We start from the raw sequence: 14,482 nt of genomic DNA, 5'->3' as shown, positions 1-14,482 counted from the left end.
ACAGCGCTGTCCGGGCGCGGAGCGCCCGGCGCCCCGGGCTCAGCCGCCGGCGAAGGGCGGCAGCAGGTCGACCGTCGCGCCGTCGGGCACGACGTCGTCCGGTGCCGCCCGGCGGCCGTCGACCAGCACCGAGCAGCGGGCCAGCACCGGCGTGGCCCCGGGCGTGCGGGTGCCGAGGCGCCCGACGACGTCGCCGACGGTGGCCCCGTCGGGCATCGTGAGGGACTCGCCCGAGAGTCCCAGCGCGGCCCGGGCCGCCGCGAAGTAGCGCAGCTCCAGCACGTCCTCAGCCTCCGATCGCGCTCATGGTCCGCTCCGGCTGGACGAACGACGCGTCGTCCATGCCGTGACCGGCCCGCTTGCCCCACATGGCCGTGCGCCACAGGTCCGCGACGACGTCGTCCGGTGCGCCCTCGCGCAGCGGCCCGAGCAGGTCGGTCTCGGTGTGCGCGAACAGGCAGTCGCGGATCCCGCCCTCGGCGGTGAGCCGGGTGCGGCGGCAGTCGCCGCAGAACGGCTCGGTCACCGAGGCGATGATGCCGACGCGGCCGAGCCGCTCGCCGGTGTCGCGGGACCGCACGACGAACCGTTCCGCCGGGGCTCCGTCGCGGGGCTCGGCGTCCGGTGCCAGGGTGAACCGCTCCCTGAGCAGCTCGCGCACCTCGGCCGCGGTCACCATCGCGGTGCGGTCCCACGCGTGGTCGGCGTCCAACGGCATCTGCTCGATGAACCGCAGCTCGAAACCGCGCTCCAGGCACCAGGACAGCAGGTCGGCGGCGTGGTCGAGGTTGACCCCCCGCACGAGCACGGCGTTGATCTTGACCAGGTCGAACACCCGCGCCGCCGCCTCGATCCCGGCCAGGGTGCGCTCCAGGAACGGGCGCCGGGCCAGGCGGGCGAAGGTGTCGGGGTCGAGCGTGTCCAGGGAGACGTTGACGCGGTCCAGCCCGGCGTCGCGCAGCGCCTCGGCGCGGGAGTCGAGGCCGACGGCGTTCGTGGTCAGGCTGATCTCCGGACGGGGGTCGAGCGCCGCGACGTCGGCCACGATCTCGGTGAGGTCTCGGCGCAGCAGCGGCTCGCCGCCGGTGAACCGCACCTGCCGGACCCCGAGGTCGCGCACGGCGATGCCGACCAGCCGGGCGATCTCCGCGCGCGTCATCACCTTCTCCCGCGCCAGGGCCGGCAGCCCCTCGGCGGGCATGCAGTAGGTGCAGCGCAGGTTGCACCGGTCGGTGAGCGAGACCCGCAGGTCCGTGGCGACCCGGCCGAAGGAGTCCACGAGCTGCGGGGTCCTCGGCCGGTCGCCGGGCAGGGAGGTGTCCCGCCGGGACGTCGGCAGGCGGGGGATGCCCAGGTCGACGAGCGTCATGGCCTCACGTCCCCTCGGGCCGCCAGCCCAGGGCCAGGCGGGCGGCGCGTTCGGCGGTGTCGTCGTCGGGGGTGGCCCGGCCGGCCGCGGCGGCGAGCCCCCGGGCGTACCCGACGAGATAGGTCGTCACCGGCGCGGCGGGCCGCGCCACGTGGTGGGCGGCGTCGCGGGCGAGGTCGAGCACCTCGCCGACGTCGATGCTGTCCGCGGGCAGACCGAGCTCCTGCTCGACGGCGGTCACCCAGCCCGCGAGCACGGCGGGGATCTCGTCGGTCATGGCGTCTCCTCCTCGCTGCCGCTCCCCGCCGGGCGCCCGGAGAGCCTGCGTACATCGTCCCAGGTATCCACGTCGTCGCTCACCCCTGTCTCGTCGGGCAGCGCGAGCAGCCGGAGGTCGGCGACCAGCCGGCGGACGGGAGCGCCGTGCGGGTCCGTCCCCGCCAGGGTGCGGGTCAGGGCCGCACGCCGGTACAGCCCGGTCAGCCACTGCGCCCGACCGCCACGGTGCAGGTGCACGCCGTCGACATCGGCGGCGGCGGAGGCCGCCGCGACGAGCGGACCGACGGCGTCCGGCGCGCCGGGGACGTCGACGGCGAGCACGAGGAGCCAGGCAGGGGCGTCCGGCCGGTCCAGCGCGGCGAGACCCGCCGCCAGACCCGCCACCGGACCGCCGAAGGGCGGGTCCTCCCGGGTCAGGACGACGCCCGTGCGGTCGGTGGCGTGGCGCAGGGATTCCGGCCCGACGACGGCGGTGCGCTCGGCGGCCGTGGTCGCCGCCAGGACGTGGTCGAACAGGGGTCGTCCCCGCACCACGACCCCGGGCTTGGCGGCACCGCCCAGCCGGGAGGCGCGGCCGCCGGCGAGCACCACGGCGTCGTACCTCATCGCGCCCCCGGGATCGGGACCAGGGGGAGCCGGTCGCCCGGGGCGACGTGCTCGACGTCGGCGGGGACGACCACCAGCGCGTCCGCGGCGGTCAGGGCGGACAGCCGGTGCACGTCCGGCCCGGCCGGGGCGACGCCGTCGGGTCCGGTCACGACGGGGACCACCTGCTCCGTGCCGGACGGGCTGGGCCACCCGACGGCGGCGCGGGCGGTGGCCGCGGGCGGGACGTCGAGCCCGGCCAGGCGCCGGACCGCGGGCAGCGCGTAGAGCACGGTCGAGACGAAGGCGCTGACCGGGTTGCCGGGCACGGCGATCCACGGTGTGCCGCGCCAGGTGGCCAGGGCCTGCGGTTTGCCGGGGCGCACGGCGACGGTGGCGACGTCGACGTCCGCGACATCAGGGGAGTCGAGGAGCTCGCGCACGACGTCGCTGGCCCCTGCCGACACCCCGCCGGACGTGACGATCAGGTCCACCACTCCCGTTGTGGGCATGAAATCTGCAGCCTCGGGCCGGTCCGGACCCGCGTTTTTCATGCCCACAACGTGGTCCAGGGCGGCGCGCAGGGCGTCCGCGTCGTCGGGGACCGCGCCGATGCGTACGACGTCGGCGCCGGCGGCGCGCACGAGCGCGGCGAGCATGAGGGAGTTGGAGTCGGCGATCGTGCCGGTCTCGGTGGTCCCGAGCGGGGCGAGCTCGGAGCCCGTGGACAGCACGGCGACCCGGGGACGGCGGCGCACCGGTAGCTCGACGAGCCCGGCGGCGGCCGCGGTGGCGACCAGACCCGGGCCGACGACGTCCCCGGCGCGGGCGATCGGGTCGCCCCGGCGCAGGTCCGTGCCCGCGCGACGTACGTGGTCGCGGGCCTGTCGGGAGAGGGTCACGGTGCGCTCCGTCGTCGGCCCCCCGGCCACGAAGTGCCCGGTGGAGGTCCGCTCGACCGGCACGACGGCGTCGAACCCGTCGGGCACGGGTGCTCCGGTCATGATCCGGACCGCTCCGCCGTCGGCCGTTGTGGGCGGGAAATCTGCAACTCCGGGTGGGTCCGGAGTTGCAGATTTCATGCCCACAACGTCGGTGGGGGTGGGAGTGGGGGAGGGTCGGCCGGGCCGGCGGTCGGCGAGCACCGGCAGGGTGACGGCCGACCCGTCGGCCGGCAGGTCGTCGAGCCGGACGGCGTACCCGTCCATGGCCGCGTGGTCGAACGCCGGGACCGGGGCCGCCGCCGCGACGTCGTCGGCGAGGACGAGGCCCACGACCGTCGGGTCGTCCAGGCGCACGGGAGTCACCGGCAGCGGCTGCACGCGCGCGAGCGCCGCGCGGGTGTGCTCGGCGATCGTGCGCGGGCGTCCGGTGGTCATGTCCGTCACTGTAGGGACGCCGTGTGTCGCGGGTGCAGCACCGATCTCACAGCACGATCGGGGCCGCTGTGAGACGCTCGGTGCTCCGGCGGCCATCCCGACGCCCGCCACCTGCGGGAGCGCCGATCCGGTCGGCGCGGGACCGCGGCACCGCTGTCCGCATGGTGGGCGGACTTCTCACAGCACCCCGGGAACCCCTGAGAGTTTTGGCTCATGGGAAGTTCACGGCCCGAGACCGTGACGTGAAACACCCGCTTCCTACGGTCGTCCCACCGGCCCGACGTCGAGCCGGTCCGGACCCCGGCACCCGCCGGGGACCGTGACCCTCACGCCCGGCGCCGCCGGGTACGACCACGGATGGGAGAACGTCGATGGTTGCACCGACGAGTGGCACCACCGAGTCCGAGCCGGCGACCGCCGGCCCGGGGATCGACACCGGCGAGGCCCCGGCCCGCCCGGTCCACCGCTCCGGGCGGTGGATCGACCACTGGGACCCCGAGGACCCCGTCTTCTGGCGCGACGGAGGACGCGCCATCGCGCGGCGCAACCTGTGGATCTCGGTCTTCGCGGAGTTCCTCGGGTTCTGCGTCTGGGCGATCTGGTCGATCGTGGTCCCGCAGCTTCCCGCGGCAGGCTTCGCCCTCACCGCCGACCAGATGTTCTGGCTCGTCGGTCTGCCGGCGCTCGTCGGCGCGACGCTCCGCATCCCGTACACCCTGGCCGTCCCCGTCTTCGGCGGACGCAACTGGACCATGATCTCCGCGGCGCTGCTGCTGATCCCGACCCTGTCCCTGGTGTGGGTGGTGCAGCGACCCGAGACGTCCTTCGGGCTCCTGCTGGCCGTCGCGGCGCTCGCGGGCTTCGGCGGCGGCAACTTCGCCTCGTCGATGGCGAACATCTCGTTCTTCTTCCCCGAGAAGGAGAAGGGTGCGGCGCTCGGCTGGAACGCGGCCGGCGGCAACATCGGCACCGCGGCCGTGCAGTTCGTCGTCCCGCTGGTGATCGTCACCGCGGCCGGCGTCTCCCTGCCGAGGGCCGGCTGGGTCTTCATCCCGTTCATCCTGCTGGCGGTGCTGCTCGCGTGGCGGTTCATGGACAACCTGTCCACCGCCAAGGCCGACCCCCGCTCCTTCGGCGTCGCGGCGCGGGAGAAGCACACCTGGCTGATCTCCTTCATCTACATCGGCACCTTCGGCAGCTTCGTCGGCTTCGCCGGTGCCTTCCCCACCCTGCTGGCCCGGGAGTTCCCCGAGGTCACGCTCTCGCTGGCCTTCATGGGTGCCCTCGTCGGGTCCGTCACCCGCCCGCTCGGCGGCTGGATCGCCGACCGCACCGGCGGTGCGGTCATCACGGTGGCCAGCTTCGTGGTGATGATGGTCGGCGCCTTCGGTGCCATCCAGGCGCTCGGCTCCGGCTCCTTCGGGCTCTTCTTCGGCTCGTTCATGCTGCTGTTCGTCGCCACCGGCGTCGGCAACGGCTCGGTCTACCGGATGATCCCGGCCACGTTCCGGATCGCCGACGTCGCGGGCGGCGGGGCCGGGACGGCGAAGGCCGCAGCGGGCTGCATCGGCATCGCCGGCGCGGTCGGCGCCTTCGGCGGGTTCCTCATCCCCCGCGGCTTCGCGATGTCGACGACGGCGACCGGCTCCCTCGTCCCGGCCCTGTGGGCGATCATCGGGGTCTACGTGGTGATGGCGCTGGTCACCTGGACCGTCTACGGCCGCCGCGGCAGCACGATGGGGGCTGCTCGGGTATGAGCAGCGCCGCTCCGACAGCGTCCGCGGCGACGCACTGCCCCTACTGCGCCCTGCAGTGCGGCATGGAGCTCACGCCCGTCGAGGGAACGGCGTCGTCGACGCCGGCCCCCGGCGGGCGTGCGCCCCTGCCCGTGGCCGTGAACCCGCGCGACTTCCCCACCAACGCGGGACGGCTGTGCCAGAAGGGCTGGACCAGCGCCACGGTGCTGGACGTCGCGGACCGCATCACGACCCCGCTGGTCCGGGGCGCCGACGGGGAGCTCGCCCCGTCCACCTGGGACGAGGCGCTCGAGCTCGTCACCGCCCGGGTCCGCGCGATCCAGGCCGAGCACGGCCCCGAGGGCGTGGCGATCTTCGGGGGCGGCGGGCTCACCAACGAGAAGGCGTACGCGCTCGGCAAGTTCGCGCGCACGGTGCTGCGCACGCCGAACATCGACTACAACGGGCGGTTCTGCATGTCGTCCGCGGCGGCCGCCGGCAACCGGGCGTTCGGCGTGGACCGGGGCCTGCCGTTCCCCCTCACCGACCTGGGCGGTGCCGAGGCGATCCTGCTGCTCGGCTCCAACCCGGCCGAGACGATGCCCCCGTTCGTCCAGCACCTGGCCGGTGCCCGCGGGGCCGGCGGTCTCGTCGTCGTCGACCCGCGCCGGTCGGCCACCGCCCGGCTCGCCGAGGACGGCCAGGGAGCGCACGTCCAGCCGGTCCCCGGTACCGACCTGGTGGTGCTGCTGGCCCTGCTGCACGTCGTCGTCGCCGAGCAGCTCGTCGACAGCGCTTACCTCGCCGAGCGGACCATCGGATACGACGACGTCGTGCGGTCCGTGGCCGCCTGGTGGCCGGAGCGTGCCGAGACCGTCTGCGGCGTCCCCGCCGAGGAGCTGCGTGGACTGGCGCGGCGGCTCGCGGCCGCCTCCCCGGCACGCGGTGGGCGCGGTGCCTACGTCCTCACCGGCCGCGGGGTGGAGCAGTCCACCCAGGGCACCGCGACGGTGACCGCGGCGATCAACCTGTCGCTCGCGCTCGGCCTGATCGGCCGCGAGGGCTCCGGCTACGGCTGCCTGACGGGGCAGGGCAACGGCCAGGGCGGGCGTGAGCACGGGCAGAAGTCGGACCAGCTGCCCGGATACCGCAAGATCGACGACCCGGTCGCGCGTGAGCACGTCGCCTCCGTGTGGGGCGTGGACCCCGCGACGATCCCCGGGCCGGGCAAGCCCGCCGTGGCGCTGCTCAGCTCGCTGGCCACCCCCGGCGGGCCGCAGGCGCTGTTCGTGCACGGCTCGAACGTGCTCGTCTCGGCGCCGAACGCCGACCGCGTCCGCGAGCGCCTGGAGGCCCTGGACCTGCTGGTGGTGTGCGACTTCGTCCCCTCCGAGACCGCCCGGATCGCCGACGTCGTCCTCCCGGTGACGCAGTGGGCCGAGGAGGAGGGCACGATGACGTCCCTGGAGGGGCGCGTCATCCGGCGGCGGCAGGCCGTGGACGCGCCGGGCGAGGCGCGTTCGGAGCTGTGGCTGCTGGCCGAGCTGGCGCGGCGCCTCGGCTCGGACGTGCACTTCGGCACGGACCCGGCCGAGGTCTTCGACGAGCTCGCGCGCGCCTCAGCCGGGGGACCGGCGGACTACTCCGGGCTGTCGCACGCCCGGCTGGATGCCCACGAGAACAGCGGCGGCGCGGGGCTGTACTGGCCCTGCCCGGCCCCGGCGGACGGGGCCGAGCACCCGGGCACCCCGCGGATGTTCCTGGACTCCTTCGGTACTCCGGACGGGCGGGCACGCATGGTCCCGGTCGACCACGGCGGCCCGGCCGACGACGTGCGCGGCGACGCCCCGACCTACCTGGTCACGGGCCGCGTCCTGCAGCACTACCAGTCCGGCGCCCAGACGCGCCGGGTGCCCGACCTGGACCGGCTGGTCCCCGAGCCGTACGTCGAGCTGCACCCGCAGCTCGGCCTGCGCGTCGGGGTGGCCGACGGCGACCGGGTCCGGCTGACCTCGGCCCGCGGCGTGGTCGAGGCGGTCGCCCGCTGGACCGACGCGGTGCGTCCGGAGGTCGTGTTCATGCCGTTCCACTGGGGCGGCCTCGGCGGCGTCAACCGGATCACCAGCGACGCCGTCGACCCGATCAGCTCCATGCCCGAGTTCAAGGTGTGCGCGGTGGCGGTGACCCCTGCCGGGCCCGCTACCGCGTCCGCGCAGGACGACCACGACACCCAGGAGGTGCCGGTATGACGCTCCACGTACCGACGAAGATCGTCGTCGTCGGGAACGGCATGGTCGGCTCCCGGCTGGTCGACGAGCTGGTGCGCCGCAGCACGGGCGCCTTCGACATCACGGTGCTCGGCGCGGAGCCGTACGAGCCGTACAACCGGGTGCTGCTCAGCGACGTCGTGGCGGGGCGCACCGACGTGGCCGCGATCTCGATGCCGCAGGTCGGCGGCGAGCACGTGACCACCCTGCGGGAGGTCACGGCGGTGTCGATCGACCGGATCCGGCGCACGGTCACCGACGACGCCGGTGCGGTGCATCCCTACGACCACCTGGTGCTGGCCACCGGCTCCCGGGCCCGCGTCCTGCCGCTGCCGGGTCTGCGCTCGGCCGACGGCGACCCGTACCTGCCCGGCGGTGTGCACGCGCTGCGCACTCTCGACGACGCCCGCGACATCGTGGCGGGCAGCCTCCACAGCACGCGCGCCGTCGTGGTCGGCGGGGGCGTGCTCGGGGTGGAGTCCGCCTACGGGCTGGCCGCTCGCGGGCTGGCGGTGACCCTGGTGGACACCGGGGAGGCGCCGATGCACCGCCAGCTCGACACGGACGCCGGCGCGGTGCTGGCCGCGGGGCTGGAGGCCCACGGTGTGACGGTCCGGTCCGGGGTGCGGCCCAGCGAGGTGCTCGTGGCCGGCGGCCGGGCCGTCGGGGTGCGGATCGACACGGGCGCCGACGGCGACGGCGAGGTGCTCGCCGCCGGGCTCGTGGTGCTGACCACCGGCACGGTCCCGGAGACCGGGATCGCCGCGGACGCGGGTCTGCCGACGGACCGCGGGATCGTCGTCGGGCACGACCTGGCGAGCCCGGCCGACCGGAGGGTCTTCGCGATCGGCGACTGCGCCCAGCCGCCGCAGGGCTCGCGCGGTCTGGTCGCCGAGGGCTGGGACCACGCACGTCGCCTCGCCGACCACCTGTCCTCCCTGGTCACGGCCCGCGAGGACGCTTCCCGGCGGGCGGCGGACCGGCCCCGCGAGCACCTGCGCTTCCCGCACGAGGGGGAGCGGCCCTCGATGGCGGTGCGTCTCGGCACGCTGCTCGCGACCCGCGCCCCGACGGAAGACGGCATCGACACCCGCGGCACCGACGTCGTCAAGGTCAAAGCCGGTCCGTTGAGCGTGGTGTCCATGGGGGCGGCGGGCACGGATCGACAGCCGCGTCCGGGGGAGCGGGCCGTGCGGCTGGCGGACCCGGCCGGCGGCCGGTTCGTCGAGGCCGTGGTCGCCGGCGGACTGCTCGTCGGGGCCACCTGCGTGGGCCACGCCCGGGTGGCGGCCGACCTCACCGCCGCCTACACGCGGCGCACGCCGGTCCCGGTGGACCCGGCGTTCCTCCTGCTCACCCCCGTGATGCCGAGCGCGGAGCCGGCCACGTCGCCCGAGCACATGCCCGACGACGCGATCGTGTGCCGGTGCAACGGGGTGAGCAAGCACGACATCACCGCCTGCTGGGACGACGGGGCCCGCAGCACGGACGACATCGCGGCCGCCACCCGGGCGACCACGGGGTGCGGCAGCTGCACCGAGGCCGTGTGCGGGCTCGCCGACTGGCTGGCCGCCACCCGCGGCGCCGACGTCGAACCCGACGCGGACCCCGCACCGGCCGGACTCGCCACGGTCTGAGCCGCCCCCGAGCTCCGGGGCGCCCGACGGACCCCTCGCCGTCGGGCGCCCCGGACGTCCGTCCGCTTCTCTCACCGTGCCGCCCGCCGGCGTGAGCAAGATGTTCGCATCAGGTAACCCCTCCCTGACGGCGCGGTCACGGTGGCTGCCTACCGTCGACGACATGAGCAGCGAGCCCACCACCTCCCAGCAGACCGACGGGCGCCGGCACGTGGTCGTCGTCGGCGGCGGCCCCGTCGCGCAGCGTTTCGTCGAGGCGCTGCGCTCGCGCGACACCGACGGCGCGTGGCGCGTCAGCGTCTTCGCCGACGAGCCGCGCAAGCCGTACGACCGGGTCGGCCTGACCCGCTACTTCGAGGTCCGTGACCCCGAGGAGCTCACCCTGGGCGACCCGGCGCTGTGGGACGACCCGCTCGTCGAGCTGCACCGCGACTGCCTCGTCGAGTCGATCGACCGCGAGCACCGGACCGTCACCGACCGGCTCGGGCGGGTGCATCCCTATGACGAGCTGGTGCTGGCGACCGGGTCGAACGCGGCGATGCCGCCGATCCCCGGCAACGACCTGCCCGGCGTCTTCGTCTACCGCACGATCGACGACGTGGCCGCCCTGCGCGGCTGGGTCGAGGCCAAGCGCGAGGCAGGTCGGGTCGAGACCCGCGGCGGCGTCGTCGAGAAGCCGGTGCGCGGCGCGGTCATCGGCGGCGGCCTGCTCGGGCTCGAGGCCGCCGGCGCGCTCAAGGCGCTCGGCGCGCAGGCCACCGTCATCGAGTTCGGCACCCACCTCATGGGCGTGCAGTGCGACCTCGGCGGCGGCCAGGCGCTCCAGCGCCTCATCAACGACAAGGGCATCGCGGTCCGTCCGGAGACCGCCACGAAGAAGATGGCGCCGCACCGCCGCACCGGGCACGTCGGACGGCTGGACTTCGGCGACGGCGGCCGCCTCGACGTCGACGTCGTCGTCGTGGCCACCGGCGTGCGCCCCCGTGACGAGCTGGCCCGCGCCGCAGGCCTGCCGGTCGGCGAGCGCGGCGGCGCCGTCGTCGACCTGACCTGCCGCACCGAGGACCCGCACGTCTGGGCGATCGGCGAGGTCGCCTGCATCGAGGGACGCTGCCTCGGGCTCGTGGCTCCGGGCAACACCATGGCGGAGGTCGTGGTCGATCGGCTGCTGGGCGGCGAGGCCGAGTTCCCCGGCGCGGACACCGCCACCAAGCTCAAGCTCTCCGGCGTCGACGTCGCCTCCTTCGGTGACGCCCACGGTCGCACCGAGGACTGCGTCGAGGTGGTCTGGGCCGACCCGACCGCCGGCGTCTACAAGAAGCTCGTGCTCTCGGACGACGCCACGACCCTGCTCGGCGGCGTGTTCGTCGGTGACGCCACGCCGTACGCCTCGCTGCGCCCGATGCTCGGTGCCGAGCTCCCGGGGGACCCGGCGGCGTTCCTGCTGCCCGAGGGCGCGGGCGCCGCACCGGACATCGAGCTGCCCGACGACGCCAACGTCTGCTCGTGCAACAACGTCTCGGCCGGCACGATCCGCCGGGCGGTGACCGAGCACGACTGCTCCTCCGTCGGGGACGTCAAGAGCTGCACCCAGGCCGGCACCACCTGCGGCGCCTGCCTGCCGCTGGTCAAGAAGATCACCGAGACCGAGATGGAGCGCGCCGGCATCGAGGTCTCGACCGCGCTGTGCGAGCACTTCGCGATGACGCGCGCCCAGCTCTTCGACGCCGTCCGGGTGGCCGACCTGCACTCCTTCAGCGACATCATCGAGCGCTTCGGCACCGTCCCCCAGGGCGCGAGCAGCCCGGGGCGCGGCTGCGACATCTGCAAGCCCGTCGTCGCCTCGATCCTGGCCAGCCAGGGCAACGGGCACATCCTGGCCGGCGAGCAGTCCGCCCTGCAGGACACCAACGACCACATGCTCGCCAACATGCAGAAGGACGGCACCTACTCCGTCGTCCCGCGGGTGCCGGGCGGCGAGATCACCCCCGAGGGCCTCATCGTCATCGGGCAGGTCGCGAAGGACTTCGGGCTCTACACGAAGATCACCGGCGGGCAGCGCATCGACATGTTCGGCGCCCGCGTCGAGCAGCTCCCGGAGATCTGGAAGGTGCTGGTCGAGGCCGGGTTCGAGTCCGGTCACGCCTACGGCAAGTCGCTGCGCACGGTGAAGTCCTGCGTCGGGTCGACCTGGTGCCGCTACGGCGTGCAGGACTCGGTCGGCATGGCCGTCGAGCTCGAGCTGCGGTACCGCGGCCTGCGCAGCCCGCACAAGCTCAAGCTCGGTGTCTCGGGCTGCGCCCGCGAGTGCGCCGAGGCCCGCGGCAAGGACGTCGGCGTCATCGCCACCGACAAGGGCTGGAACCTCTACGTGGCGGGCAACGGCGGCCAGACGCCCAAGCACGCCCAGCTCCTGGCCGAGGACCTGGACTCCGCGACGCTGCTGCGCACCATCGACCGGTTCCTCATGCTCTACGTCCGCACCGCCGACCGCCTGCAGCGCACCGCGCCGTGGGTCGAGGAGTACGAGGGTGGCCTGGAGGCGATCCGCGAGGTCGTCCTGGAGGACTCCCTCGGCATCGCCGCCGACCTCGACGCGGCGATGGCCGCCCACGTCGGCGCCTACGAGGACGAGTGGAGGGCCGTCCTGGAGGACCCGGACAAGCTGGCCCGGTTCGGCTCGTTCGTCAACGCGCCGACCACCCCGGACCCGGACCTGGCCTACGTCGCCGAGCGCGGCCAGAAGCGCCCGGCCACCCCCGAGGAGATCGCCGCCGGCCCCGCCGGCCCCGTCGACCCCGAGCTCTCCGGCCCGGTCCTGGTGACCGGTCCCACGTTGGAGGTCCGCGCATGAACCCGACCGAGCTGTCCACCGACCGACCGACCGACCCGGAGGCCACCATGACCGCGACCGACACCGCCGCGCCGACCTGGACGGCCGTGTGCGGGCTCACCGACCTGGTGCCCGAGCGAGGCGCGGCCGCTCTGCTGGAGCGCGCCGACGGCTCGCCCGTGCAGGTCGCCGTGTTCCGGCTGCTCGACGACGCCGTGCACGCCGTCCAGCAGCTCGACCCGTACTCCGGCGCGAACGTCATGTCCCGCGGCATCGTGGGCACCCGCGGCGGCGAGCCCACCGTGGCCTCACCGGTCTACAAGCAGGTCTTCGCGCTGCGCACGGGCGAGTGCCTCGAATCCGGCGGCAAGAGCCCGCAGGCCGGTCTCGGCGTGCACCTGGAGTCCTTTCCCGCCGAGGTGCGCGACGGCGTCGTGCACGTGCGGGTGACCTGAGATGGCCGCGCAGCCCGGGCACGTCTCCCTCGTCGGCGCCGGCCCCGGCGCCGCCGACCTGCTGACCTACCGGGCCTGGCGGGCGATCGCGCGGGCCGACGTCGTCCTGCACGACCGCCTCGTGCCGCTCGAGGTCCTCGAGGACCTGGGGGACGACGTCGAGGTGATCGACGTCGGCAAGGCCCCCGGGAAGCACAAGGTCCCGCAGCCCGAGATCGACGCGCTGCTGGTCGACCGGGCGCTCCGGGGGCGGCGGGTGGTGCGGCTCAAGGGCGGCGACCCGTTCGTCTTCGGCCGCGGGGGAGAGGAGTACGCGGCCTGCCGACGGGCCGGGGTCGCCGTCGAGGTCGTGCCCGGGGTGTCCGCGGCGCTCGCGGTCCCGGCGCTGGCCGGGATCCCGCTGACCCACCGGGGGACGACGACGGCGTTCCACGTGGTCACGGCGCACACCCGCGTCGGGGAGCAGCAGCTGGACGACACCGCGGTGTCTTGCGTCACGGACGGGACGGCTACGCTGGTCATCCTCATGGGAGTGTCCTCCCTGCCGGCGATCGTGACCAGGTTGCTCGACGCCGGGGCGGGTCCGGAGACGCCCGTGGCGGTGGTCGAGCGGGGCTCGACACCCGACCAGCGGGTCACCCGGACGGTCCTCGACCTGGCGGCCAAGCGGGCCGACGAGGTCGGGGTCCGGGCGCCCGCCGTGATCGTGATCGGTGCCGTCGCGGCACCGGGACTGCTGGAAGGGGCGACGAGTGCCGAGCCCGGGGACCCCGTCGTGGGGAGCACGCGTGGCTGAGACCGCGGCGCGACCTGCCCTCGGACAGGTCATGGCCGGCTGCACCGTGCTCGTCACGGCCGACCGGCGCTCCGGTGAGCTCGCCGCCGCCCTGGAGCGCCGGGGCGCGACCATCCGGCACGCGCCCGCGCTGAGCATGGTCCCGCACGTGGACGACGACGCCCTGATCGCCGCGACGGGGACCCTCGTGGACGACCCGCCGGACGTCGTCGTGGCCACCACCGGGGTGGGTTTCCGGGCCTGGATCGAGGCGGCGGACGCCCACGGGCTCGCCGACGACCTGCTGCGCGTCCTCGGCGAGGCCCGCATCGTCGCCCGGGGCCCCAAGGCGCGCGGCGCCGTCCAGGCCGCCGGGCTGGCCACCGACTGGGTGGCGGAGTCCGAGACGTCGGCCGAGGTCGCCGAGGTGCTGCTCAGCGAGGGCGTGCAGGGGCTGCACATCGCGATCCAGCACCACGGTGCCGGGGCCGACGGGCTGGACGAGGTGTTCGCCACGGCCGGTGCGCGGGTGTCCCCGCTGGTCGTGTACCGCTGGGGCCCGGCGCCCGACCCGGAGGCCGTGACGGCGTCGGTCCGGGCCGCCGCCGAGGGTGAGATCGACGCCGTGGTGTTCACCTCCGCCCCGGGGGCCGAGGCCTGGATGGAGGCCGTGGAGCACGCGGGCGTCCTCGACGAGGTCGTGGCGCGGTGCGCGAGCGGCGAGATGATCGCCGCCTCCGTCGGCCCGGTGACGTCCCGGCCGCTGGCTGCCCGCGGCGTGGCGCCGCTGGAGCCCGAGCGCGGCCGGCTCGGGGCGCTGGTGCGCACGTTGGTCGGGCACTACGAGCACATCGACTCCGTCGCGCTGGGCACGGTCGCCGGCCCGCTGGTGATCCGGGCCCGCGTCGCCGTGCTGGACGGGCAGGTGCTGCCGCTGTCACCGACGGGGGTCGAGGTCCTGCGCCTGCTGGCCGCGGCCGGCGGGGACGTCGTCACGCGGGACCAGGTGCTCGACGTCCTGCCGGGCGTGTCCCGCGACGGGCACGCCGTGGAGGTCGCGATCGCCCGGCTGCGCGAGGCCACCGGGCGCAAGGACCTGGTCAAGACGGTCGTCAAGCGCGGCTACCGCCTCGAGCTGGCGCACCGCTGACCACCGCCGGCCAGCGC

General features: G+C 75.0%; 12 protein-coding genes. 7 read left to right on the top strand and 5 right to left on the bottom strand.

The features are described 5' to 3' along the window. Positions 1 to 39 precede the first annotated feature (39 nt). Genes Q6349_RS00260 through Q6349_RS00240 form a run of 5 tightly spaced genes read right to left on the bottom strand, consistent with a single transcriptional unit; the run spans position 40 to position 3,612 of the window. On the bottom strand, positions 40 to 282 hold the full coding sequence (locus tag Q6349_RS00260) for a MoaD/ThiS family protein (RefSeq protein WP_304602394.1): 243 nt from the start codon (positions 280 to 282) through the stop codon (positions 40 to 42). A 4-nt stretch (positions 283 to 286) separates the two neighbouring features. Then, positions 287 to 1,369: a GTP 3',8-cyclase MoaA gene (moaA, locus tag Q6349_RS00255; protein ID WP_304602393.1), complete on the bottom strand. Its 1,083-nt coding sequence runs from the start codon at positions 1,367 to 1,369 to the stop codon at positions 287 to 289. Between the two features lie 4 nt (positions 1,370 to 1,373). Next, positions 1,374 to 1,646: a DUF6457 domain-containing protein gene (locus Q6349_RS00250; protein WP_304602392.1), complete on the bottom strand. Its 273-nt coding sequence runs from the start codon at positions 1,644 to 1,646 to the stop codon at positions 1,374 to 1,376. After that, positions 1,643 to 2,254 carry a molybdenum cofactor guanylyltransferase gene (locus Q6349_RS00245; RefSeq protein ID WP_304602391.1) on the bottom strand — a complete coding sequence of 204 codons (612 nt, stop codon included), beginning with the start codon at positions 2,252 to 2,254 and terminating at the stop codon, positions 1,643 to 1,645. Before Q6349_RS00245 ends, Q6349_RS00250 begins: the two co-directional genes overlap by 4 nt. Beyond that, positions 2,251 to 3,612 (bottom strand): molybdopterin molybdotransferase MoeA, encoded by a 1,362-nt coding sequence (locus tag Q6349_RS00240; protein ID WP_304602390.1) that lies wholly within the window; start codon positions 3,610 to 3,612, stop codon positions 2,251 to 2,253. Before Q6349_RS00240 ends, Q6349_RS00245 begins: the two co-directional genes overlap by 4 nt. Positions 3,613 to 3,983: 371 nt before the next feature. Here Q6349_RS00240 and Q6349_RS00235 point away from each other — a divergent pair, with 371 nt between their 5' ends. The 7 genes from Q6349_RS00235 to Q6349_RS00205 all read left to right on the top strand — a co-directional run bounded on the left by Q6349_RS00235 (position 3,984) and on the right by Q6349_RS00205 (position 14,465). Next, positions 3,984 to 5,369, top strand: a complete 1,386-nt coding sequence (locus Q6349_RS00235; RefSeq protein ID WP_304602389.1) for an MFS transporter — start codon at positions 3,984 to 3,986, stop codon at positions 5,367 to 5,369. Next, complete coding sequence (locus tag Q6349_RS00230) at positions 5,366 to 7,597, top strand: molybdopterin oxidoreductase family protein (protein WP_304602388.1); 2,232 nt, start codon at positions 5,366 to 5,368, stop codon at positions 7,595 to 7,597. The genes Q6349_RS00235 and Q6349_RS00230 overlap by 4 nt, the downstream gene beginning before the upstream one ends. Continuing rightward, positions 7,594 to 9,252, top strand: coding sequence for an FAD-dependent oxidoreductase (locus Q6349_RS00225; RefSeq protein ID WP_304602387.1), 1,659 nt, complete (start codon positions 7,594 to 7,596; stop codon positions 9,250 to 9,252). Before Q6349_RS00230 ends, Q6349_RS00225 begins: the two co-directional genes overlap by 4 nt. Before the next feature lie 163 nt (positions 9,253 to 9,415). Continuing rightward, positions 9,416 to 12,106, top strand: coding sequence for a nitrite reductase large subunit NirB (gene nirB, locus Q6349_RS00220; protein WP_304602386.1), 2,691 nt, complete (start codon positions 9,416 to 9,418; stop codon positions 12,104 to 12,106). Between the two features lie 47 nt (positions 12,107 to 12,153). Beyond that, a complete protein-coding gene (gene nirD / locus Q6349_RS00215; RefSeq protein WP_304603066.1) occupies positions 12,154 to 12,540 on the top strand; it encodes a nitrite reductase small subunit NirD in 387 nt (128 codons plus the stop codon). Between the two features lies 1 nt (position 12,541). Continuing rightward, positions 12,542 to 13,336, top strand: a complete 795-nt coding sequence (gene cobA / locus Q6349_RS00210; RefSeq protein ID WP_304602385.1) for a uroporphyrinogen-III C-methyltransferase — start codon at positions 12,542 to 12,544, stop codon at positions 13,334 to 13,336. A gap of 31 nt (positions 13,337 to 13,367) precedes the next feature. Next, positions 13,368 to 14,465 (top strand): uroporphyrinogen-III synthase, encoded by a 1,098-nt coding sequence (locus Q6349_RS00205; RefSeq protein WP_304603065.1) that lies wholly within the window; start codon positions 13,368 to 13,370, stop codon positions 14,463 to 14,465. The last annotated feature ends 17 nt before the right edge of the window (positions 14,466 to 14,482 follow it).

The sequence above is a fragment of the Isoptericola sp. 178 genome (genome assembly GCF_030586525.1).
GTDB classification, from domain to species: Bacteria; Actinomycetota; Actinomycetes; order Actinomycetales; family Cellulomonadaceae; genus Isoptericola; species Isoptericola sediminis.
The sequence above is the reverse complement of the archived record's forward strand: the minus strand, read 5'-3'. Positions and strand labels throughout refer to the sequence as shown.